This window comes from Pseudohalocynthiibacter sp. F2068 (assembly GCF_023015645.1).
Lineage (GTDB): Bacteria > Pseudomonadota > Alphaproteobacteria > Rhodobacterales > Rhodobacteraceae > Pseudohalocynthiibacter > Pseudohalocynthiibacter aestuariivivens.
This window is the reverse complement of record NZ_JALKAK010000020.1, coordinates 1-22135: the sequence shown is the minus strand read 5'-3', so window position 1 is coordinate 22135 and position 22135 is coordinate 1. Positions and strand designations below refer to the sequence as shown.

21 protein-coding genes and 1 pseudogene are annotated in these 22135 nt (G+C 51.4%); 16 read left to right on the top strand and 6 right to left on the bottom strand.

Going from position 1 to position 22135, the window contains the following annotated elements; genetic code table 11:
- Positions 1-27 precede the first annotated feature (27 nt).
- Together MWU63_RS18085 and MWU63_RS18080 are read right to left on the bottom strand one after the other, a co-directional pair.
- Complete coding sequence (locus tag MWU63_RS18085; RefSeq protein ID WP_247079200.1) at positions 28-1161, bottom strand: M24 family metallopeptidase; 1134 nt, start codon at positions 1159-1161, stop codon at positions 28-30.
- A gap of 180 nt (positions 1162-1341) precedes the next feature.
- Positions 1342-2136, bottom strand: coding sequence for a 2OG-Fe(II) oxygenase (locus MWU63_RS18080; RefSeq protein WP_246531690.1), 795 nt, complete (start codon positions 2134-2136; stop codon positions 1342-1344).
- A gap of 89 nt (positions 2137-2225) precedes the next feature.
- Here MWU63_RS18080 and MWU63_RS18075 point away from each other — a divergent pair, with 89 nt between their 5' ends.
- Complete coding sequence (locus MWU63_RS18075) at positions 2226-3119, top strand: LysR family transcriptional regulator (RefSeq protein ID WP_247079192.1); 894 nt, start codon at positions 2226-2228, stop codon at positions 3117-3119.
- A gap of 222 nt (positions 3120-3341) precedes the next feature.
- Complete coding sequence (locus tag MWU63_RS18070) at positions 3342-3608, top strand: hypothetical protein (protein ID WP_213889064.1); 267 nt, start codon at positions 3342-3344, stop codon at positions 3606-3608.
- Positions 3609-4086: 478 nt separating this feature from the next.
- Here MWU63_RS18070 and MWU63_RS18065 read toward each other — a convergent pair whose 3' ends face one another.
- The 3 genes from MWU63_RS18065 to MWU63_RS18055 form a co-directional block, all read right to left on the bottom strand.
- Positions 4087-4359: a hypothetical protein gene (locus MWU63_RS18065; protein ID WP_213889065.1), complete on the bottom strand. Its 273-nt coding sequence runs from the start codon at positions 4357-4359 to the stop codon at positions 4087-4089.
- A gap of 67 nt (positions 4360-4426) precedes the next feature.
- Positions 4427-4870 carry a DUF4440 domain-containing protein gene (locus MWU63_RS18060; RefSeq protein ID WP_213889067.1) on the bottom strand — a complete coding sequence of 148 codons (444 nt, stop codon included), beginning with the start codon at positions 4868-4870 and terminating at the stop codon, positions 4427-4429.
- Between the two features lie 199 nt (positions 4871-5069).
- Positions 5070-5834 (bottom strand): helix-turn-helix domain-containing protein, encoded by a 765-nt coding sequence (locus MWU63_RS18055; protein WP_213889071.1) that lies wholly within the window; start codon positions 5832-5834, stop codon positions 5070-5072.
- 1168 nt (positions 5835-7002) lie between these two features.
- On the opposite strand from MWU63_RS18055, the gene MWU63_RS18050 reads away from it, so the two are divergent.
- The 9 genes from MWU63_RS18050 (at position 7003) to MWU63_RS18010 (ending at position 15439) form a co-directional block, all read left to right on the top strand.
- A complete protein-coding gene (locus MWU63_RS18050) occupies positions 7003-7188 on the top strand; it encodes a Flp family type IVb pilin (protein ID WP_247079189.1) in 186 nt (61 codons plus the stop codon).
- Between the two features lie 97 nt (positions 7189-7285).
- A complete protein-coding gene (cpaB, locus tag MWU63_RS18045) occupies positions 7286-8089 on the top strand; it encodes a Flp pilus assembly protein CpaB (protein ID WP_247079187.1) in 804 nt (267 codons plus the stop codon).
- Between the two features lie 54 nt (positions 8090-8143).
- Complete coding sequence (locus tag MWU63_RS18040) at positions 8144-9673, top strand: TadE/TadG family type IV pilus assembly protein (protein ID WP_247079185.1); 1530 nt, start codon at positions 8144-8146, stop codon at positions 9671-9673.
- 6 nt (positions 9674-9679) lie between these two features.
- Positions 9680-10189 carry a TadE/TadG family type IV pilus assembly protein gene (locus MWU63_RS18035; protein WP_247079183.1) on the top strand — a complete coding sequence of 170 codons (510 nt, stop codon included), beginning with the start codon at positions 9680-9682 and terminating at the stop codon, positions 10187-10189.
- A complete protein-coding gene (locus MWU63_RS18030) occupies positions 10186-10833 on the top strand; it encodes a TadE/TadG family type IV pilus assembly protein (protein WP_247079181.1) in 648 nt (215 codons plus the stop codon). Before MWU63_RS18035 ends, MWU63_RS18030 begins: the two co-directional genes overlap by 4 nt.
- A 20-nt stretch (positions 10834-10853) precedes the next feature.
- Positions 10854-12071 (top strand): AAA family ATPase, encoded by a 1218-nt coding sequence (locus MWU63_RS18025; RefSeq protein ID WP_247079179.1) that lies wholly within the window; start codon positions 10854-10856, stop codon positions 12069-12071.
- Positions 12072-12073: 2 nt separating this feature from the next.
- A complete protein-coding gene (locus tag MWU63_RS18020) occupies positions 12074-13459 on the top strand; it encodes a CpaF family protein (RefSeq protein WP_247079176.1) in 1386 nt (461 codons plus the stop codon).
- A gap of 2 nt (positions 13460-13461) precedes the next feature.
- Positions 13462-14427: a type II secretion system F family protein gene (locus MWU63_RS18015; protein WP_247079174.1), complete on the top strand. Its 966-nt coding sequence runs from the start codon at positions 13462-13464 to the stop codon at positions 14425-14427.
- 16 nt (positions 14428-14443) lie between these two features.
- Entirely contained in the window at positions 14444-15439 is a 996-nt protein-coding gene (locus tag MWU63_RS18010; RefSeq protein ID WP_247079171.1) for a type II secretion system F family protein, read from the top strand.
- A 155-nt stretch (positions 15440-15594) separates the two neighbouring features.
- On the opposite strand, the gene MWU63_RS18005 is transcribed toward MWU63_RS18010, so the two are convergent.
- Entirely contained in the window at positions 15595-15852 is a 258-nt protein-coding gene (locus MWU63_RS18005) for a hypothetical protein (protein ID WP_247079168.1), read from the bottom strand.
- Between the two features lie 80 nt (positions 15853-15932).
- Here MWU63_RS18005 and MWU63_RS18000 point away from each other — a divergent pair, with 80 nt between their 5' ends.
- The 5 genes and pseudogenes from MWU63_RS18000 to MWU63_RS17980 all read left to right on the top strand — a co-directional run.
- A complete protein-coding gene (locus tag MWU63_RS18000) occupies positions 15933-17921 on the top strand; it encodes a mechanosensitive ion channel family protein (RefSeq protein ID WP_247079165.1) in 1989 nt (662 codons plus the stop codon).
- Complete coding sequence (locus tag MWU63_RS17995; RefSeq protein ID WP_247079162.1) at positions 17914-19650, top strand: hypothetical protein; 1737 nt, start codon at positions 17914-17916, stop codon at positions 19648-19650. The genes MWU63_RS18000 and MWU63_RS17995 overlap by 8 nt, the downstream gene beginning before the upstream one ends.
- An 8-nt stretch (positions 19651-19658) precedes the next feature.
- The gene (locus MWU63_RS17990) at positions 19659-21143 is read left to right on the top strand and encodes a response regulator (RefSeq protein WP_247079157.1); all 1485 of its coding nucleotides are present in this window, start codon (positions 19659-19661) and stop codon (positions 21141-21143) included.
- Between the two features lie 48 nt (positions 21144-21191).
- A complete protein-coding gene (locus MWU63_RS17985) occupies positions 21192-21557 on the top strand; it encodes a response regulator (protein ID WP_247079154.1) in 366 nt (121 codons plus the stop codon).
- Between the two features lie 43 nt (positions 21558-21600).
- Positions 21601-22135, top strand: a pseudogene (locus MWU63_RS17980) (ammonium transporter); the annotation flags it as partial.

The window sequence follows — 22135 nt, the reverse complement described above, 5'->3', positions numbered from 1 at the left end:
TGTCCAGCCGCTCGGTGCCGGTTTCCGTTACCAGAACCTGCGTTTCAAGCTTGACGCTTTCAGAGCCTTGTTCCGCGACAAGGCTTTCGACACAGATGACCATGCCTTGTTCAACCCGGCCCGACATTGCACTCTCATCGAAATCAACGTGAAGCGGAATGACAGGCCATTCATCCGCCATGCCGACGCCGTGGGCGGCCACTGAATAGCGATAGTCGACGTGCTGATCGGGATGCGCCAGCTCTTTTCGTTGAACTCAGCAAAGCTCAAGCTTGGTTTCAGAATATCAAGATTGTGATTGATCTGGTCAAGCGCAGTGCCGTAAACCCGCCGCTGATTGTTGGTCATCGGCCTATAGCCACAGATCCAACTGCGGGAGAGGTCGGCGCAATAACCGTAAGGGCCTGTCATATCCGTATCAAATGAGATCATCTCGCCTTCGCGACACGCTCGATTCGAGCATTCCATGTACCATGGGTTGGTGTTTGGCCCGCAAGTCAGCAACTTGGTCTCCAGCCAGTCTCCGCCAGACCGTGCATTTTCGAAATGAAGATGCGCCCAAAGCTCACGCTCGGTCGCACCGGGGACTGAGTGTTCATAGATCCTCGCCATCCCCGCCTCGCAGACCTGGATCGTCCAGCGCATCAGCTCAATTTCTTCGGGTGACTTGATCGATCTGGCGCGTTCGGTCAGCTCGGTTCCTTCAACATAGGTGAAACCGCGTGTTTCCAATGCATGCAGGCCCGGGCCGCCCAGTTTGTCGACGGCAATGCGTTTATTACCGCCACCGTGCTGGAGCATAAGATCGGCAATTTCATCGGCCCAGGTTTCAACCCCTTCAACGGCCTTGTCGCCCTTCGTCATGAACATCCAGGATACGGCCGTGCGGATTTCATCAATGCCAGGAAGCCCGCCATTCAGGTGCTCACACCCTTTAAATTCCCACAGGATCGCCGGGCCATTGGCCAGGATCATCGCGTAGCGTACCGGGTTGTGGCTGGTCCAGACCTGCATGTTAGAACTGTCGAACGCATAGCGGATGTTAATCGGATCGTAGAGCAGAAGGCCCGCCACATCGTGCAATTCAATCTGTTCGCGAAACCGCCCCAGACGATAGGCCCTGGCTTTGTCCAATGTGATCTGACTGACCGGGCTGATCAAAGGCTTCCGACCCTTCACTATTCAGATAGGTCAGTTTTCGGTCGTCTTTAAAGGCGTTCTGCGTCTGGGTCATTCTGCGCCCCGATATGGAAATGCATGTCATAAGCAAACGATTGCGAAAGCGCCGAAAGTTTAGAAGGGAATCATTCCAGAGGTGCCTTCGGAAAAAGCATGGTTACTCTAGGCTACGGTTCGCCCGTAAAATCCCATCTGCTCATCAGCTGTGAAAGCAACACCGGGCTGTTCATAGTAGCAAAAGATGGCAATCACACGATCCTTCCGTCCTTCTACCGGAACAACGCGATGTGGAGTGTTGACACCGCGAAACACGTTCAAGGCACCCGGTTCGGGCATGATTTGCTTGATTTCCGGATCTTTCCCAGCCAGCACAGCGGCAACCCCGTCGTAATTCTGGTCATCTGCAGTTCGCAGGTCTTTGCGATATTCAAGCTGGCCACCCGTTTCAGGGGCCTGCAGCAGGATTGTCGTGGTGAACTCTGAACGGTCGAAGTGCCAATTCAACCCTTCGCCTGCACGTGTCGCCTGCATGTTCACGCATGCCATTTTGTCATCCATCGGGTACAACTTGCCCTTGCCCATCGTTGCGGCCAAGAAATCGGCAAGGGGTTCCCACTCGTAAACATCAATCACCGGATTGCCGTTCAGTTGATCTGCACAGAGTGTGTGATTGATGGTGTCGGACTTGACCATTGCGGGGTGGTTGTCATCAACTCCGGGCATTGCATCCTTAAAGTAGACATTATGGCGCCGCGCATGTCTAAACGAGGCCGTATTCATTGCGGGTTTTGCCATGTCCGCGGCGGCCTGAGCCACACCCGGTTTGAAAAAACCCGGCAAGTTGAACATGCCTTTGGAAGCAAGATCGGCCCGGCATTTTTTAACCATTGCGACGTATTCTGGGCTGTCCGGGCGGTCCAGCGGGTATTTTTCGAGATCAAGCAGATGATTCATCATGGGTCCTCCATTGCCCCTAATTGAACGCAAATGCTGGACGATCACAACCAGTTCAATTATTAGGTAGCATAAGAAAAACTAGGATCTCCATGCATATTCTCCCTTCTCTGAATGGACTAAGAGCTTTCGAGGTCGCTGCGCGTTGCGGAAGTTTCGTGTTGGCTGGACAGGAACTGGGCGTCAGTTCTGCTGCCGTAAGCCTTCAGGTAAAAAGTCTCGAAGACCATCTGGGCAAGAAACTTTTTGTTCGCAAGGGGAACCGTATTTCCCTGACAGATGCTGGAGAGGAGATTTATCCAAAGCTTGCGCGCGCTTTTGGTGAGCTTTCAGAAGCCGCCCAGATCGTGCGCAGAAACAAGCGTACCCGGCAACTGGTCGTCAGTACACTTCCAGCATTGTCAGAGTTATGGTTGCTTCCAAAAGCGCTGCGCTTCAGTGAGCAAACTGGGGTCTCTCTGGATATCCGGGTTCAGGAAGATCCTATTGATTTCGAGCGGGAAGCTGTCGATTTGCGTCTTACATATGGCTCAACATTTTACACGGAATACCGCCAAATTCCCTTGTTCAGTGGTATCGCAATTCCGGTCTGCGCACCGGCCTTCTGGGAACAGTATTCGGACCCAGAGGGATTGCTGGTCAACGTTCCCGATGCTAAATTAATTCATAATAAATGGGGTCCAAGTTTTTCGAGCGAACCTCACTGGTCGGATTGGCGACTTAAGGCCGGAAACAGGACTTCAGATCCTTCCGACCCGGGTTTAATCGTCAGCGATTTGTCACTTGCAGTATCAGCAGCAAGACAAGAAGCCGGGGTCGCCCTTATCCCCTCCATTCTTGTCAGTTCTGACATCAGCTCCGGTTCATTGGTCTCACCTTCCGCAATAAACCTTCCAATGAAAAAGGATTATGCCTGCGTTTTTCCAAATGCTCGGGCAGAAAGCCCGACATTCAAGATGTTCCTGAATTTCTTGGGCCTGAACTGACTAAGAAAACTTGGTGTATCCTTTTCCGCTATAAGAAAAAAATCCAGCCGACCGTCCGTCGCTAGTGAGTGGTAACCTTGTCCCGCGCTACAGTCATTGGATGATCACGCAGAGAACGACTGTTGTGAGCCCAATCTTACCAATTCTGCGCCGCATACATACGTGTCGAACACTGTTTCCTTGACCGTCAATTGTATGTAGTTTCGAATTATGGAAGCTTTGTTGATCGCGCTAGCAGCGATTGCTGTATTGTTAGTTGCCGCTTTGATCGGTAGCCTTATTTCGAAGAGGGCTGGCTACGAAGCTAGTGAATGGCTGGGTTGGCTGTTCGGAAATGTCGTTTTTCTGTGTGTCTTTGGCGGTGGCGTCTACGTAATCCTGTGGGGCATACGTATACACTATCCTGTTCCTATCCTAGTTGGGTTTGCTATCGTTGTATTCGTTGGCGGGTACTTCTGGTATTCGATTAGGCGTGGTCCCGGAGGCTGAGCGCAGTACGCCAGTTTTGGGCATACACTTGGCCTCGTCTGCATTGGAAGAATCTGGCAAAACGGGGCTGGCTTAGAGTTGGCTGGGACGGCAGACCATTCAGTTTTCTTCATTCTTGAACCACTTCGCCTACGGCCATGTTGAGAAACCACTTGGTTGTCGTTTCCACGTGCGTGGGTTTTGATCATTGAACTAAACTCTGTCGCTGCCTGGCCGCAATGAAACGGCGGGTTCGTTCCGCATGGCGGTCGTTTGATCAGATTGCAGCGAATTTCTGCTCTGAGCCAAGTTGACCGAATTCTTCTTTGCAACGTATGTAGGCTTTCGGCGTCTGGGGCCAATCAGACGTGAAAGCAAAAGCCTCACAAATGCTGCAGCCAATTGATAAGGGCATCAACTCTTTTGGTGCGATTTACAGAGCGCGGTCTGGCCAGAAAACAGCCGTAGAAGTAAGTTCGACATCCGAGAGGCGGACCAGTTACCCGTCCTCGAGTTCACGCACAACCATCGCATCATTTAATGCAATGCCCTGGCCATCAACAACGGCCTGCACCCTGACATTCGGATCAGGGATGATCAAAGTGTCCTTGCGAGTTTGAGCAGGTAACTGTTCTCCAAATTTCTGGCGAGGGGGTCGACACCACAGCGGTCGTTGTTCAAAGCCTGGTTTACGACCCTCAGAAATCCAGAACGCACGCCTAAAGCCGCCATTCACTTGATGGCAAAGAACGTCCCCTTTGCCGTCTGACATTTCAACCAATGGCCGACCGTGACCAAACGGTTGAAATTGCCAACTAAAAACGCCTTATATGCTAAGCTTAAGGAGTGCTGTTCCAGATATCCCAATGCAGATGCCAAACACCGCTGTCATCCGCTTTCCAGACAACAATGTATTTTCCTCCTGCTTGGACCATTCCACCGTTACCATCGGGCGCTGTGAGGGTGTATGTGCCTATTTCATTTGCAATACCGCCTAAATCATCAAGATCAACTGTCGTCAACTTCAGGTCAACCACTCCGGCATCTACATAAGCTTGCCACAATCCTTGAATGGCTTCGCGCCCATCGATGCGGGCTGTATCAGGAGCAAGAAGTGCGGAGTCGGTCGTATAGTGCGACGCAACAGCAGCAGCATCACCGCTGTTGAACGCCGCTTCAAATGTTTCAACGCGCGCAGCAATGTCTTCGGCCGTTCCTGCATATGCAAAAGAAACTGTCGATGTTGCGATTACCGCAAATATGGTTTTGACAAAATGTCCCATAAATCTTCCTTCCTTATTAGGTGCCAATCACGACTGCTCTCTAGAATTTGCCTGATTGAGAATGTACCCGGAGGTACTTTGCCCCAGAAAATTCGGCTTCCGCGCGCGGAAGCTCTCCGTTGCTCAGCTGCACATTTGATAAATTCACGCTCCACTCCAAACCGTGAATAGACGTAAATAAGCAGGCCCGAAGTGACATTCACTCGGTCATACAGACGTTTTCTTGTTTATCGCTGAAGCGTTCTGCATGGGGCCCATTATTAGCGCGAAGCGGCACTATCCCTTCAACGTCAATATAGTAAGAAAATGGGAGCCATTGGTTCATCGTCTGCGCCAACCTTGTGTCTCCGCTGAGAAACAAAGAGCCATTTTCAAGTTCGCGTCCGATGTTCGTCCGCCCCGTCAGTATACCTCCCAAGGAGACAAGGTCGGTTTCTATATAAAGATTGATGTCATAACTTGGTTTTGTGACGCAAAGATCACGCTCTCCGCCGGGATAGAACACTATCCAAAATGTATCGCGTGCCAAGTTCTCATCATTAAAGTGAAACTGAAAAATGACACGCTGTGCCGGAAATTTCTCTGTATGAATTTCTCGGCGTAGCTTCCACATCAGCGCAGATACGTCTGTGTCACAAAGGGCGATTTCGGCAGCGATATTTTGTTGTGCCCAGACCCCTAACGCATTCAGCGCGGGTTCCAGATCAATCGCTTTTTGTGTGCGAAAATAATCTACTGTTCCGGTCGCCTTGTTCTCGACGCGATCCACCATACCAGCAACTTCCAACTCCTTCAGTCGTTTTGACAGTAGCCCCGGAGAGATGTTGCCGACTCCTCGGCGGATGTCGTTAAACCGCGTCGAACCTGCCCACATTTCGGTCAGTACATGGATTGTCCATCGCGGCTCCACAACTTTACAGGCATGCGAAATCGGGCAAATAGCACCGTATCGTTTACTAGGCATCAGCCTCCCTCCTCCTAAGGACAAGGTAACGTTTCTTTGCAAATCGATCTAGTTCAGAAACAGTACCGGAGTTAATTCAGTCCCTACACTACCCAGCCATAGTCACATTCTGCGAACCTATCTGCACAAATAGAAGCAACCAGAACTCTGTAAACTGGAGGTTCAAAATGACACAAACTCAATTCGACCAACCCAGCCGCGTGTATCTTCGGATACTCTTTGTTCGCCTCATTGGCAGTTGCCGAGCGGCAGTAGCAGAAATGCGTACGCGCAGAAACATCAATAAGTCGCTTGGAAATCTCTCCTCGCGACATTTGCGTGATATTGGCCTCATTCCGGACGACGTCAATGCAGCCAACTCTGCATCTCTTTCGCAAGAAGCGGTTACGGATCTCGGCATTAGAGCTCAGATCAGATCAGGAAATTGGTAGGCTGGGTCTGGTTTGCCCCGTTCGCCAAGTGGCCAATCAAGGGCGTTGGCATCTTTTGGCGCTCGACCGACTGTCAGATCACCGCTTAGAGCCCAAAACGTTTGCGGCAAATGCAGGCAAGGCCCGGGATTTGCCCTCTCTTTTGGAGAGGGCCGTGAAGCAAGCGCAGAAAGGCAGGGGCTCACCTTGCAAGATCACTTCCGATCGTGTGCGGGCTTTTCTTTTTTAGTCAGCTTGTTGTTCCAAGCATTGTTGCTAAGACCCAACTCTCTTGGCAGGGGTTTGGTTTTGCCAACGCTGAATTTGCCGCCTTTGTTAAGCAGCAAGAATAGCAAACAGAGCCCGAAAGACCCTTAAGTAATTAAAACAAAACAAATAAAAATTACGCGATTACTCAGATTCTAACTTTTTCTGGAGACTCGTATTTTTCCGCCTTATTAAAGTAATGGCCAAATCCGTGCCGTATTTTTACCTCAAACGGTAAATCTACCCTGTGGATAAGTGATTCGATTTTCTTATGTGTTCCCGTCTAGGTTTGATGTAATCCACTCCCTTAGCGTGTCTAATAAATAAATCTAAACTACTCTATGTTGCATTACTCAGTCTTTTGACGGATGCGCCGCATTAATTTCCCAAAGTAACCTAAAATTGATTTCGGGGGATGTCTTTTCCGAATCCAGTCGAGGCATGACGCCCAAGGCTGATCTCAAAACAAATCCCTAACGGAGGGTTATATTATGAAGATCAAGTTTATCGAAACAGTAAAGAGCTTCTGCAAAGACGAGTCAGGCGCATCCATGGTCGAGTATGGCGTAGCCCTGCTTGTTGTATCCGCTATCGGCGTAACCGCTATGACCACCCTGGGTGGCGGTGTTTCAGCGAACGTCACCACAGCATGCACTGCAATTGGCGTGACTTGCTAAGACAACACACCATCAATCTGCACCGCTAGCAGTGATCAGCGGTGCGGGTTCTATCATCGAATACTGAACATTTGTTCCCCATCCAAAGGAGACAACTATGCGTATCAAATCTCTTATCGTCACGCTTGTCGGGGTCACCATCGCTGGTGGGTCGGTGTTCATGGCAAAGGAATACCTGCGAGATTCAAATGGTGCGGCGATTGCCGCTGCGCCATCGGATATGGTTGAAGTCATTGTCGCCCGAACAGATATCGCCTTTGGTCAGGCAATTGAAACGCATCTTATTACAACGCAATCCTGGCCGCGCGATGCTGTGCCAAGTGGCGCTTTTCTGGATGCAGACAAAGTAGTTGCACGTGATGGTATCTCTCCGCGGCGTGCAACCGGGCATTTGTATCAAGGAGAGATTTTGCTCGACGCAAAACTTGCCGGGTTCGGAGAACGTGTAACGATTGTCCAGAAACTTGGCGAAAACACCCGCGCAATGGCGGTTGAAGTTGATGCCGCGACCGCAGTTGGTGGTTTTGTCACTCCAGGAGACTTCGTTGATATTTTGCTGACACAAGGCAGGGCGCTAGATCTACGTGCTGTTACTGTTCTTCAGAATATCCGTGTGATTGGCATTGACCAGCAGTCCGAAGAAACAAACGACCAACCTGAAATCGCGCGTACCATCACTGTTGAAGTTACGCCCGACCAAGGTCAGCGACTGGCACTGGCGCAGCAAGCCGGAACTCTGAGCTTAACGCTCAGGACGCTTGATGGTGTTGTTGACGAACCGCTCGCGCAGATAGAACTGCGCGATCTTTTCACCGGGGAATCTCCGGTCGAGGAAAGAGAACGGGCGCCAACGATAACGGTGCGCCGTGGGACGACTACTGAAGAAGTAGAAGTCAAGTAAGACCCGCCTGCAGAAATTTGACGGACCTGAAACCCACAAAAGAGGAGAAACAAAGTGCGCAAACCTTTCAGCATATTTTGCTTTCTTCGGCAGGAAGACGGAACGGTCGCCATCCTGTGGGCGATGGGCCTGGTCGTCTTTTTCGGATTGGTAGCGGTTTCTTTCGACATCGGTCGTATCGGTACGACGCAAAGCGAATTACAGTCTTATGCAGATAACGTGGCATTGGCTGCTGCGGGCGAACTTGATGGGAAGAATGACGCGATAACCCGCGCTACTGGTGCAGCAAACGCACTTATCAGCGATACTCGCACCTTCGGGAGTGGTGGAACCGTGCTTTCCGGTTCAGCGGATTACACTTTGACGTTTCACTCTGATCTCCCTTCATCAGACACCGCAGCACTTGGTGCTGACGTTACGACTGATCCTGCATTGGCTGTTTTCGCCAGAGTAGAAGCACAACCAAGTACGGTTTCGATGACTTTCCTGCGCGTGGTGAACAGCCTTCTTGGCACCAATACAAACGCGGTTAACGCTCTGGTAGAAGCCGAAGCCGTTGCCGGGTTTACTCAGGAAGCTTGTGACATTACCCCGCTGATGTTCTGCCTGCCATCATCTGGGTTCAAGGCGAACAACAACATTGGTACCATGATCCAACTGCGTAGTGGTGGGCAAGGCGCTGCGTGGGGGCCCGGTGACTTTGGTTTTCTTGACCCAACAAAAAGTGACCTTGGCGCAACCTGTAAAAACCTGTCTGGGGTAAACCTGCTGGCCTGCCTTGTTGGTGCAGAACTCGGCGTTACCCAATGTTTCACGCAACGGGGTGTAGATACCGAACCGGGTCAAAAAGTGGGCATCGAAGACGCGATCTTTAACGTGCGTTTCGACATCTACAAATCAATCATGAACGGCGAAAAGAACGATCCGGATTACCCACCAGCACCGAATGTTATTTCCGGACTTGTACCGCAAGGCGGGTCCTGTATCGGTCAAAATGAAAATCCATCTCCTGATACAATCGCCATCCCACGTGACACATGCTTTGCTTCTGGCACTTGCCCCTATGCGCGTGTCGGTGACAGTGTCTGGGACCAGCAAAGTTATTTGGACGTTAATCATGACTTAGACGGCGACGGCGTTGGCAGCGATAGCCATCTGCCACAACTGCCGGTAGGGTCCCGGTTTGCAGGCTCGGGTACCCGTTATGAGTTGTACCTGCGCGAAATTGCCTATGGAAATTCAGGCGCCTTGCCTGGAGGCGACATTCTAAGCGGATTGTCAGAAACCGGCCGCCCACAATGCTCAAGCAACATGTCTTCGCGTCCGGAGCGACGGGTGATTATTGCCGCAGGTATCGATTGCGCCGCCCTTGCTGCTGCAGGAAATCCAATCAACGGCAAAGAAACAAATGTTCCGGTTGAAGAGTATTTTGAGCTCTTCCTGACAGAACCCGTTGGTGACGATGGCGCCTCTCCTCCAACGCTTGATCTTTGGGTTGAAATCCTCGGCTCTGCCGGCGGTGACGGTTATGGCTCGGCTGGTACGGGCGGAATCTTCCGCGATGTTGTGCAGCTTTACAGGTGATATGGCATGAGTAAACGCACACTTATCATTTTCCCAAGTCGGCTTCGGCGCTTTCTCGATGCTGAAACCGGGGCAATTCTGGTAGAGTTTTCGCTCGTGCTACCGGTTATGTTGCTCTTCTTTGCCGTTGCCGTTGAATCAACGCGTATGTTCTGGAGTTATCAGACAGCAATATCGGGCGTCAGAGATGCCGGACGTTACCTTGCACGCGTAGCACCGGTCGATATCTGCCTATCCGGCGGATCACTAGCTGGCTATGCCGGCAGCCTGAAGCAAATCGTGGAAAAGGATATTGGTGGAACAACCCTTCTCCCATCAACAATCACGATAAATTCAGTCACCCCAAGCCTGACCTGCGTCACAGGAAGCTACCGGGTAAATCCGGCTCCTATAGCCACTGTCACTGCAAACATGACGATCCAGTTTCCATTTGGAAGCATTCTTGGTCTCTTTGGTAGCGGCCTGACGTCAACGACCACGACGATCACCGACCAATCACGGATTTTCGGGCAATGAGAATCCGTAGCAACATATTCGGTTCTCGCAACCAACTCGGACAACTCGTACGTGACGAGCACGGCGGTGTGATGGTTGAATTTGCGGTGGTCGTCACCGTCTTCTTCTTCCTGTTTTTCACTGTGGTTGACATAGGCCGGCTCGCCTTTTCAGTCGTATTGGCGGAAAACGCAGCAGGTATCGCTATTCGTACCGCAGTTGTTCGCCCACCTGCCTGCCCAGGTGTTCCTGAACGGCACGCACGCGGGACAGCCACGCCAACACCGCGTTTTGGGACATCCTGCAAGGCAGTATCGGGAACATGCGAAGCAGTCGCGACAATCACGTGCCAAGGCGACGCAGCCAACCCAACTGCTTTGGAAATCTGGAACCGGGTTCAGAATCTGCTGCCCGCGAACGCAACGATCGCGAGCCTTCAGTTCTCATACAGCTTTGATTCTAATCTTGGATTTCTTGGCGGCCCCTACACACCGATGGTGAGCGTCGATCTAAATTTACCGCAATTCCAGTTTGCGTCCCCGCTCGGCACACTTGCGACTGCCGCAGGCGCTGCAAGTGCAGGCCAACTTGGTGCGAATATTACCTATCAGAATTTTGGTGTTTCCCTGCCAGGCGAAGATCTTGCCTTGGGGGATTCCGGATGAACAGATCAATGGAGATACCAATGGAACAAGAAAAAAAATCCATTCTAGTCGTATCAGAAAATACGGATTTTTCGCGATCAATCGCGGACATCTTTCGCGCTGATCTGAACATGAATGTTACAACAGAGGCTGCAACATTTTCAAAAATGAATGGGAAAGGGACACGTCTTGCATCAGAGAATGATGTCGTCATTTTTGACGCTGATCCAGACGACGCGGAAGAAACCAAAGCAATTTCTCACATTCTTTCAGGAGATAAGAAAAAAGCGGTTTTTCTTGCATTGACGGAAGATGACATCTCTCTTGTCAAGGCTCGTAAGTTGCAAAACATCGGCATTGATGAAGTTCTTCCTAAATCGATTACTGGCAGCGACTTGAATGAAATTGTTACCGGATCTCTTAGGAAAAATGGGGTGCTCAACCTAGATCAGGCCGATCGGGTAGAAGAAGGTCATGTAATCGCGATATCACAAACGCGCGGAGGCGTGGGCGCAACAACGCTCGCGGTAAATCTTGCACTTTGTTTGACCGGAAAGAAAAGCTTTTTGAAAAAGGCAAAGGGAAACCGTGTTGCCCTGATTGATTTTGATCTCCAGTTTGGAAACGCGCACGTCTATCTGGACCTCGAAGACAATGGCAGTTTTCAGCACTTGCTTGAAACCGGCGATACCCCTGACGCTAACTACATTCACGGAATGCTGCAAAAGCATCCGTCGGGTTTGGAAGTTCTTAACGCGCCTGCCGCTTTAGTTCCTCTGAACTCGTTAACCCCACTTCTTGTTACAAAGATCATTGGTCATCTTAAGGCTGACTTTGATTACGTTATAATCGACCTTCCTCGCGCTATGGTGGACTGGGTTGAACCTGTGCTGCAACGATCAAATCAGTTGCTGCTGGTCACTGATACATCAGTTCCTTGTGTGCGTCAGGCGCGGCGGATGAAAGACTTTTACAGTGAGATTCACATCGGGCTTCCTGTTGAACTGGTCGTAAACCGCGAAAAGAAACCAATGGTTAAATCAGCTCATCACAAAGATGCTGAAGCAGCCTTAGACAGCAAATTCGCACACTGGCTGCCGTACAATCCAAAACTGGCACGCCGCGCAATCGACCTCGGAAAACCGGTTTCTGAAATCGCTCCGAGTTCCAATCTTGGCAAAGGTTTTGAGATGATCGCACGATCTGTGCGGACCGAAATGCCTGTCGCAAAAGCAATATTCGTTAGGGGAGCAAAATAATAATGTTTAAAGAATTCAAGGCCCGTACAAAAAGCTCCGCCGCAAACGTTATCAAGCTGGAAACAAGCGCAAATACGCCAAGTTTCGGCAACGCTTCGATGCCAGAAATTGATGAGAAACTTCAGGCACATCTTGAACTGAAAAGCCGGCTTCACGATGAGCTACTTGAGCGGTTGAACCTTTCAGCGATCGACAAAATCGAAAAATCAGAGTTGCGCAGACAAATTGCCGGTCTGGTGACACGGCTGCTCGAGGACGAAGGTGTTCCCATTCGGTCAGAGGCATTTACGGAACTTGTTGACGAATTGATTTACGAAGTGATGGGGCTTGGCCCGTTGGAGCCTTTGTTGGCAGATCCAACCATCAATGATATTCTTGTAAATTCGCATGAACAGGTTTTTGTTGAGCGTTTTGGCATACTGGAAAAAACCGCAGTACGGTTTCGGAACGAACGCCACCTGCTCAGAATTATTGACAAAATTGTTTCAAACGTCGGACGGCGAATTGATGAATCTCAGCCATGGGTAGATGCGCGCCTTGAAGACGGCAGCCGTGTTAATGCGATTATTCGACCATGCTCTGTCGATGGACCTGCGCTGTCTATCCGCAAGTTTTCACGCAACGCGCTTACACTTGAGCGTCTGGTTGATCAAGGGTCGCTTACCGAAAAGGCCGCGAGTGTATTACGTGGTTTGGTAGAGGCACGGCTTAACGTACTTATTTCCGGTGGGACCGGGTCGGGTAAGACAACGCTCTTAAACGCTATGTCATCCTTTATCGATGAAAGTCAGCGCATTGTAACAATTGAAGACGCCGCTGAACTTCAGTTGCAGCAGGACCATGTTGTGAGGCTTGAAACACGGCCTTCCAACACCGAAGGCACGGGTGCGATTTCACAACGCGACTTGGTTAGAAATGCGCTGCGAATGCGTCCAGACCGGATTATTGTTGGTGAGGTGCGTGGCCCCGAATGCTTTGACATGTTGCAGGCGATGAACACAGGCCACGACGGGTCGATGACCACAGTGCACGCCAACACAGCCCGCGACGCTTTGGGGCGCCTTGAACAAATGGTCACGATGCTGGGAAGCGATCTGCCAATCCGGACGATCAGATCTCAGATTGCCGCCGGGATTCATGTCGTTGTGCAGCTAAGCCGCATGAGTGACGGGCGTCGCCGGGTTATGAGCATTTCGGAGATCACCGGAATGGAGAATGATATTATTACCATGCAGGATCTGTTTGTTTTCCGTCGACTTGGAAAAGGCGAGGAAGGCGAAATCCTCGGCGATTTTGTATCAACCGGACTCCGTCCAAAAAACGCAGAGTTACTTGTTGCGGCAGGTGTTGATCTTGATGCCAATACTTTTCATCGGGATGAGGTGTAGTTATGTTTAGTTTCGAGTCCACCGAAATAATGTTTTTCACCTATGTCGCCATTTTCATTGGGGCGCTTCTTGTTTTTGACGGTTTGCGCCAACTCCTCTCAAGAGAAGAACAAGGCGCCCAAGCACGAAACCGGCGTATGCGCATGCTTCAGGCTGGCGCCTCTAGCGGTGATGTCCTCAATCTGTTTCTCGACGACCGATCACGTGGCAATCACACGTTAAAAATACTTCCAGATTTTTCACGTTTTTTGCGGCAAGCAGGAATTCAAATCTCTCTACTCAAATTCGGACTGGCCTTTTTCGCTTTAGGCGCCGTGATTTTCTTTTTCACGACGCTATTTTTTGCACCGGTGTTTGCGCTAGGGACATCCATATTTTCGGCATTGGTGTTTCCAGCAATGGTCGTTTCTCACATCCGAACCAAACGCATTGAAAAACTTACGACACAATTGCCCGACGCGCTGGATCTGATGGCACGCGGTTTGCAGGTGGGGCACCCGATCAATGTAACGGTCGGCAGTGTCGCGAGCGAAATGCCCGATCCGATAGGGACCGAGTTTGGCTTGATCCAGGACCAGGTCAGTTACGGCGATGAAGTTGCCACTGCTTTTCAGGATCTGGCAAATCGATATGAAATCGAAGACCTGAATTACCTGGCAGTTAGTGTCAGCATCCAGCACGGAACGGGCGGAAATCTTGCCCGAGTGCTCAAGGTTCTCTCAAAGGTAATCAGGGACCGTGCAACAATGCGAAAGAAAATCCACGCAATCTCAGCAGAAGGCAGATTGAGCGCCTTTATCCTGTCTGTGCTTCCCTTCGCTATTTTCGGGATCATCAGCGTGACGACCCCATCGTTCTATGGAGATGTGCAGTCTGACCCTCTCTTTGCACCGTTCATGATCGCAATTGTATCACTCGTTGTTTTACAGGCGATCATTCTTATTCGCCTTGTAAATTTCAAGTTCTGACGAAAGGGGTGAACTTATGTACACCAATTTTATAGAGTTATCAGAAAACTTTGGCGTTTCGTTCGAGCTGCTTTCGCTGACCGGGGTCGGACTTGGGATCATGATTGTTGTCTGGGGGCTTAACGGTGCCCTTGCGTCCCCCAGCGCCGAGAGCAGGCGCATGCGCGTTGCTGGCAATTCGGCTTCAGAAAGTGGGAATTTTAATGTCATTCGGGTTCAGGACAATGACCCAAAAGGGATACTTAAGGCGCTTGTTCCTAAAACGGAAAAGGAACGATCAGTTGTCGCAAAACGGCTGCGTCAGGCAGGTATTCACGGTGAGAATGCGGTTTTTAATTTCTACATTCTGCGAACCCTCCTGGGGTTGCTATTGCCGTCATTTTTTATCGCATTGCTTTTCGTGCCAGACCAATTTGATATCTCAAATCGCTTTCTGACCAGCGTATCAAACCTGTCCTGGGCGCAGTCCTTTCAGATTCTAACAGGCCTTAGCTTAGTAGGTTTTTTTGGCCCGACAGCTTACGTTAAAACAAGCATCACAAAACGCAGGAGAAGCGTTGAGCACGGCATGCCAAATGCGCTCGATCTGCTGCAGGTTTCCATAGAAGCCGGTCTCGGGTTTGACGCTGCAATGACGCGTGTCGCATATGAATTAAAAAATGCATCGACACCTATTTCAGAAGAGTTCTCAATTCTCCAGCTAGAAATTCAGGCAGGTAAGGACAGAGATCGCGCCTTCATGGATATGGCAGAACGCAGCGGCGTCGAGGAAATGACTTCTTTTGCAAATGTGGTTCTGCAATCTATGCGGTTCGGCACGAGCGTTTCTGAAGCTTTATCCGGTTACGCTCTGGATATGCGATTGAATCGGGAACTGCGTGCACAGGAAAAGGCGAACAAATTGCCGGTTAAGATGTCAGCTGTAATGGCTGCTCTGATGATGCCGGTGCTGTTGATGATTTGCCTCAGCCCGGTTTTGATCCGCTGGTTGCGTGTGATGACTGAAGGGTAACCCCCGGAACAACGGGAGAAAATCGAGGCGATACATACTCTAGGGAATGAGACTGGGGTGGGTGGCGGTGCTGGGAGACCAATGCGAACCAGTCTCTAATAGCACAAATTTCAGAACGTCCGGCGGTTGATGGTGCGCTGTCGAGATTGATCAATTCACACGTCAAAGGGCGCAAAGTCGTTGGCGCGTGATCGTTTCCATCGATCAAGATAACCAAATTTATCTTCCTCGTCGCGTAAAAGGAATCCTTCCGGCAAATAAGGATAAACCTCTTCGCCAGTTACCATATCGCGGTCGCTTTCGCGCATGATCAGGTGGTGAGGTAGAAACTCTGAAGGGTGCGAAAGGCCAGCGGCACCAGTTATCTCAGCAAGAGCGAAAAGCGTACCGGCATGGATCCATCCGCCTTCCATTGACTCACCCTCGCTCGGGAAGCACTATATATGCAACAAAAAGAATAGACGCACAGGCCGGTGGGGGGGGGCGAGAAATTTTGGAAATCCAGAGTATCATACCTGCGCTAGGCATGTTTGCCATCCTCGCATGCGCGGCTTTCTTGCTGGTGAGAACCGCGACGGCTTACGTATCCGGGCGGGTTCATCGTGTCCGGGCATCGGCAGAAATCATCGGATTTCTGACAGTCCTCTACATTTCGACCGGCCCTGCGCTTCGCTTTGCCGGAGCTGAAACCCTCGTAGAGCCGACTGAGAGAATGGCTCTTACGGCCATTGCTATCTCCGTCGCGTTCCTTCTGAACGGCGTAGTTCGCGTCGTCCTTTGGGGCGGGCTGCTCTCCGATCACGGGCAAAGGAAAGTTCCTGTCATTGTCACGGAAGGAGTCGGCCTCACGATTTATCTGATCGCCATCCTTCTCGTGATGCACTTCGTGTACGATGAATCTATTGGGGGTCTACTTGCCACGTCTGGTGTGGCCGCCCTAGTCCTTGGGTTCGCAGCGCAATCGACGCTCAAGGAAGTCTTCTCCGGCGTGGCACTCAACGCCACACAGGCGTTGCGGATTGGGGACTACGTTGAGATCGACGGCGTGTATGGTCAAGTCTACGAGATCAATTGGCGTTCGATCTCGGTGAAGAACCCACACACTGACTCGCTCTATATCTTTCCCAATAGTGGCGTTGCTGATCGAACCATCCTTAATTTCAGCGAGCCCACAGGGCGTTTCAAATACTTTGTCCATTTCACCTTGGAGATTTCTGCGCCTCCGGAGCTTGCGATCCGAGCAATCGCCGAGGAGCTCAAGCATTCCAGGTATGTGCGCCGCGATCCCAAGCCGGATTTCAACATGCTTGGGTACAGCAAGGAAGGTATTGATATTCGCATACGCTATTTCTTTGATGGCGACGACCCTTGGTGGGATGCCCAGAACGAAGTCATCATGGCAATCTGGAGCGCAATGAAGAAGCACCGGCTGCGCATCGCGATCAACCGTCATTGGCTGGGTGCAGGCGAAGAGTGGCGGGAAGTCGATGAAAGGCGGAAAACCGACTTTGGACACAAAAAGATCGCTGAACAACTCAGGAAATCAGAAATCTTTTCGGAATGCTCTGAAGAAGAACTATCTGGTTTGGCCTCGGTGGCTAGTGTTGAATCGCTAAACCCACCGGCGTGCTTCTATGAGCCAGGTGAGCCCTCGGATGGGCTCTATTTCGTCCTTAGCGGAAATGTCGCTCTTTATCTGCCCATTAACAAAGAAGGGATGAACGAAATAAAGGTCGAGGACTGCACAAGCGGCGAGATCTTTGGTCTACAAAGTTTCTTGGATGCGACGCCTCGGAAATACCTGGCGCAGGCGGAACAATATTCCGCGGTCGCACACCTGCCCGATGAGGCGTTACGAAGCTTGATATCCGAACACCCTGAAATCTGGGGCAAACTTCAAGACGCACTCGCAGCGCGGGCTCAGCAACGCGAAAAGGATGCGCATGTTGCTCGCAAAGAACTCTTGGCGGCCCACCATGCTGAAGAGCGTCGAAAGCTTTCGGAAGAACTGCGCCAAAACGTAGACGAATTATTGGAACGTCCAACTTTGCACCATTTCATGAGCCTAATGTCATCCAAAGTTCGCCACGAGGATATTTTGAAGGCAACAATGGCAGGTGCCGGAATCATTGCGGCTTGCCGAGGCGATATTGATGAAGATGAAGAACTGTTTCTCCGGCGAACGATGGCAGAGGCGGACTTGCTCAGACATATGAATATTGATCACGGGCTGGAACTTTTTCGCGAGTTTGCGACCTCGGATGACGTTCTGGACAAGAACGGTTCGGTCTTCGTGATGCTCGACCGGGCAAGCGAGATTAGGGGAGGTCCACAAATCGTCCATGCAATTTCGGCTGGAATGACGGGCGTGCATGGGGTCCCATCGGAAAAAGAATGCGAGGCGCTTGTCGACATATCGTCGCGACTCGGACTGGATGCCCCGGCTTGGGCTGTCAAAAAGAAGGCAGAGTACAATGAGTGACGAAAAGACGAAGTCTGGGTTTGTATTCTCCATTGGCCTGACAGGGCATAGGGACATTCATCGGGACGCCGAGGTGGATGTACGCGCCGCCCTCCGCAAAGAACTCGAAGCACTTCGCGCACGATTCAAATCGCTTCCGGTCGAACTCGTAACGGGACTTGCTGAGGGAGCGGATACGCTGGCCACCGAGATTGCCCTTGAGATTGGTATGTCTGTTCGAGCTGTTCTTCCGATGCCAAGGGAAATGTACGAGGCTGACTTCGACGGCGAAGCACATTCGGACCTCATTCGACTTTTGGATGACGATCGAGTCACGGTTCAGGAGTTGCCTCTCCCATCCGGAACTGTGGATAGTGATTACAAAGTTGGCACGTCTCGTGATGCCCTCTACGCGCGGCTCATGGATTACCTGGTCAGGCGTTCAAATGTCCTTGTCGCGCTTTGGGATGGAGAGGTGACGGGTCTTACAGGTGGATCATCCGACGTCGTCGTTCGCTACCTCTCCGGTTCAGAACCACAAGCACGGCAGGCTCGCGAACTCGAAGCAGTTGGTGACGCAGGATTAGCCGATGATCGATCCGACCTCGCGATTTGGATCGAAGCGCCTAGACGGGCAGGCGAAGTTGAGCGGGGCAAAGTGCAGACAAGCTATCTGGTACAAGCTGGTGCTACCGGCCTTATCTGCCGCCTGCCACATATCCCTGATTTCGTACTGGAGCGCTGGCGCGAGTTTGACCAGTTTGCCCTCGAACGGGACACCGCAACCGGCACCGATCTGACCGCTTATCCGATCGCCACCCCCGATGATATCAAGATCTCAGAAGTCGCTCCCACGATCGACGTGGATTTCATACGTGCGGATCAACTTGCCCTCGCAAATCAACGTCAATCGAATCGCCTCTTTAAGCTCTTCGGGCTTATGGCAGCCCTGATGGGGCTGACATTTCTGCTTTATGCGAAGATTGCTGCACTGAAACTGTTTCTCATCGCTTATGTCGCTCTGTTCGCGGGAGGTTTCATACTTTTCGGCATCGGCTCAAGGCGCGGATGGTTTGGACGTCACCTAGCTTTCCGCGCGCTGGCCGAGGCACTCCGCATCCGATTCTTCCTTGTTTTGTCTGGAACTGGTGCAACAGGCCAGACGCGGCGTCTTTTTCGGCTGACCAGTATTGAGCGTTTTAAAGGCTTTGGATGGATTGGCGATGCAATCCGATGCACAGAACCCTTGACCTACGAAAGCACTGTGCCCGCAAAAGAAAGAGTGGCGTCGGTATCGGAAAGGTGGGTCAAGGATCAAGCGGCTTATTTTTCACGAAAACATCACCAGTTACACGGTGAGCACGAGCGTCTCGAAACAGTAAAAAAATTCCTGTTTCTTGCTGCGTTTCTCGGTGCCGTGTCGCTACTTTTTTTCAAGAAGTCTCTCTACGATTTCCATATCGGCGATCTTGATGGGAAAACGCTGGTCGTCTTCCTCATGGGGCTTTTGCCGCTTTGGCTTGCAATATGGGAAATCTACCAAACGAAAATGGCGACGCGTGAGTTGCTCTGGCAGTACGCAAATCAGGGAGAGCTGTTCGAACTTGCCGAGCGACGTCTCGGAGCGATTTCCGATCCTATCCACGCCCAGGATGTGATTTCAGATTTGGCCGAACGTTCGCTGATGGACGTGGTCCAGTGGAGCACGCACCGCTACCACCGCGAACATGAACCGCCTTCAGCCGGATGATGAAGAAAGTGGAAGATAGCAGCGATTTCAAGGCACAACTTTCAAAGTTGCGCCACGACCTTCGCACACCTGTCGGACACATCATCGGCTACGCCGAGATGGTCGAGGAAGATCTGTCCCCCGATCTTCTAAAGGCATTTTCCGGAGACCTGCAGGCAATCCAGAATGCAGGCCACAAAATGCTGGCTCTTATCGAGGACTTCTTGGGCGCGACGACGGCATCGCCCGATGAAATCAATGTTAGCGAGGCGCAGTTTCAGTTTCGGATGCAACTCAACCACATAACCGGTTACTCGGAGATGATCTTTGAGGAGGCGACCGATCTCGATAAAGCCGAGTTCATCTCTGACTTGGAAAACATTTCCGAAGCAGGTCGAAGGGCTCTGAGACTGGTAGATGCAATCCCGCAGCGTTTGCTCGCAAAAAACGCCGAAAAAGAACCTACTCCAAAGAAAGAAGGCAAATCCTCTACTGAACGGAACACTTCGATTATCACGAGTCAAATCGGCCAAGGAGGCGAACTTCTTGTGGTCGACGATGACCCATCAAATCGGGAATTGCTAAGGCGGCGCGTTAAACGCATGGGCTATTCTGTACGGGTGGTCTCCAGTGGTGAGGAGGCCCTTGTTCTACTTCAAACCGAGCGATTTGACCTCGTCCTGCTTGACTACATGATGCCGGGCCTGTCTGGCCTTGAGACCCTACAACGACTCAAGGCGTCTTCTCGCCTGCGTACCATCCCAGTCATCATGTTATCTGCTTCTGACGATATCGGAATGATGGTCGACTGTATCCTGCAAGGTGCCGAAGACTACATCTTCAAGCCTTACAATCCCGTTCTGCTTCAAGCGCGGATCAGCGCATGCCTCGAAAAGGTGCGCCTTCGTCAGAACATCTCGAAGCAATTCAGAATATTCATCTCTTCACCAGGTGACGTCATCCCTGAGCGTAGGGTGGCTAAAACCGTTATTGGACGCCTCAACGAAGAATTCTTTGGCCGCGCCTATTTAATCCCCATCCTCTGGGAAGAAGAGCCAATGCTGGCTTCCGAGACATTCCAAGCTCAGATCCACCCACCGCATGAAACCGAAATCTACGTTGGTATTCTTTGGTCTCGCATCGGCTCGCCTCTACCCGATACGATCCTGAGACCCGACGGGACCCGATACGAGTCTGGCACGGCATTCGAATTCGAGGACGCACTAGACGGTTTTAAACAACAAGGCTCTCCGGAGATGCTTCTTTACCGAAAGCAGGGGGCGCCGACATTGTCGCTCGAGGATCGTGACGTTGTTCTCGACAGGCTAGACCAGATAGAAAAACTCACCCGGTATCTTGATCGCTGGCTGATTGGCGAAGACGGCTCCTATATCGGAGCTTTTCATATGTTTGAAGCCGAGGAACAGCTCGATACGATGCTCGAGATGCATTTGCGCAAACTCGTCGAGGCTCGGCTGACTGAAGATACAACGGTGGAAACAGACGAAGCCTGAAGCTTCGAGCCGAAGATCAGGTAAAGAAGGTATAGAAGGAAAGACAAGATGGCGAAAATACTTCTGGTGGAAGACAATGAAATGAACCGGGATATGTTGTCTCGCAGGCTCAAGAAGAAGGGCTACGAAGTCGTGATGGCGTTTGACGGCCAGCGCGGTGTCGAGATGGCGTCAGAGGAAAGCCCCGACATAATATTGCTGGACATGAGCCTTCCGGTCATGGATGGCTGGGACGCAGCCCGGCACCTCAAAGCTAGCGACGAAACAAAAAGCATTCCAGTTATCGCGCTGACCGCACATGCAATGGCTGGTGATCGTGAAAAGGCCCTTGGCGCTGGCTGCGACGACTATGACACAAAACCGGTCGATCTTAAGCGACTGCTAAAAAAGATTGAAGGGCGGCTGAACGTTTGATGAGTACATGCCCTGATATTGGCAATCTCCGGCGGTTCGCTTGATGGCAGAGGTTGATCTACTATGGGTCATCTTTGCCAGTGCGCTCGTCTTCCTGATGCAGGGTGGCTTTTTGTGCCTTGAGAGCGGAATGACACGCTCAAAAAACAGCATCAACGTCGCGATCAAGAATCTCGCGGACTTTTGTCTGTCTTCGCTGGTGTTCTGGGCGCTCGGATTTGGGCTCATGTTCGGGCTGAGCTTTCAGGGTTGGATCGGATTGGATCTCTTTGCTCTCGACTTTGCGAAGGCCCCCCCCTTTCTCGCCGTCTTCTTCTTGTTCCAAGTCATGTTTTGTGGAGCCGCGGTGACGATCCTCTCAGGGATCGTCGCGGAGCGGATGAAGTTTGGCGCCTACCTCTTTGTTGCCCTCGTCGTTGCGGGCGGCCTCTACCCCATCGCGGGTCACTGGAGTTGGGCCAGCATAGACGGCTCTGGTGGGTCGGGCTGGCTTGCTGAGTTGGGGTTTGTGGATTTTGCGGGATCGACGGTGGTTCATAGTGTCGGTGGCTGGGCAGGCCTCGCCCTTGTCTTGATTA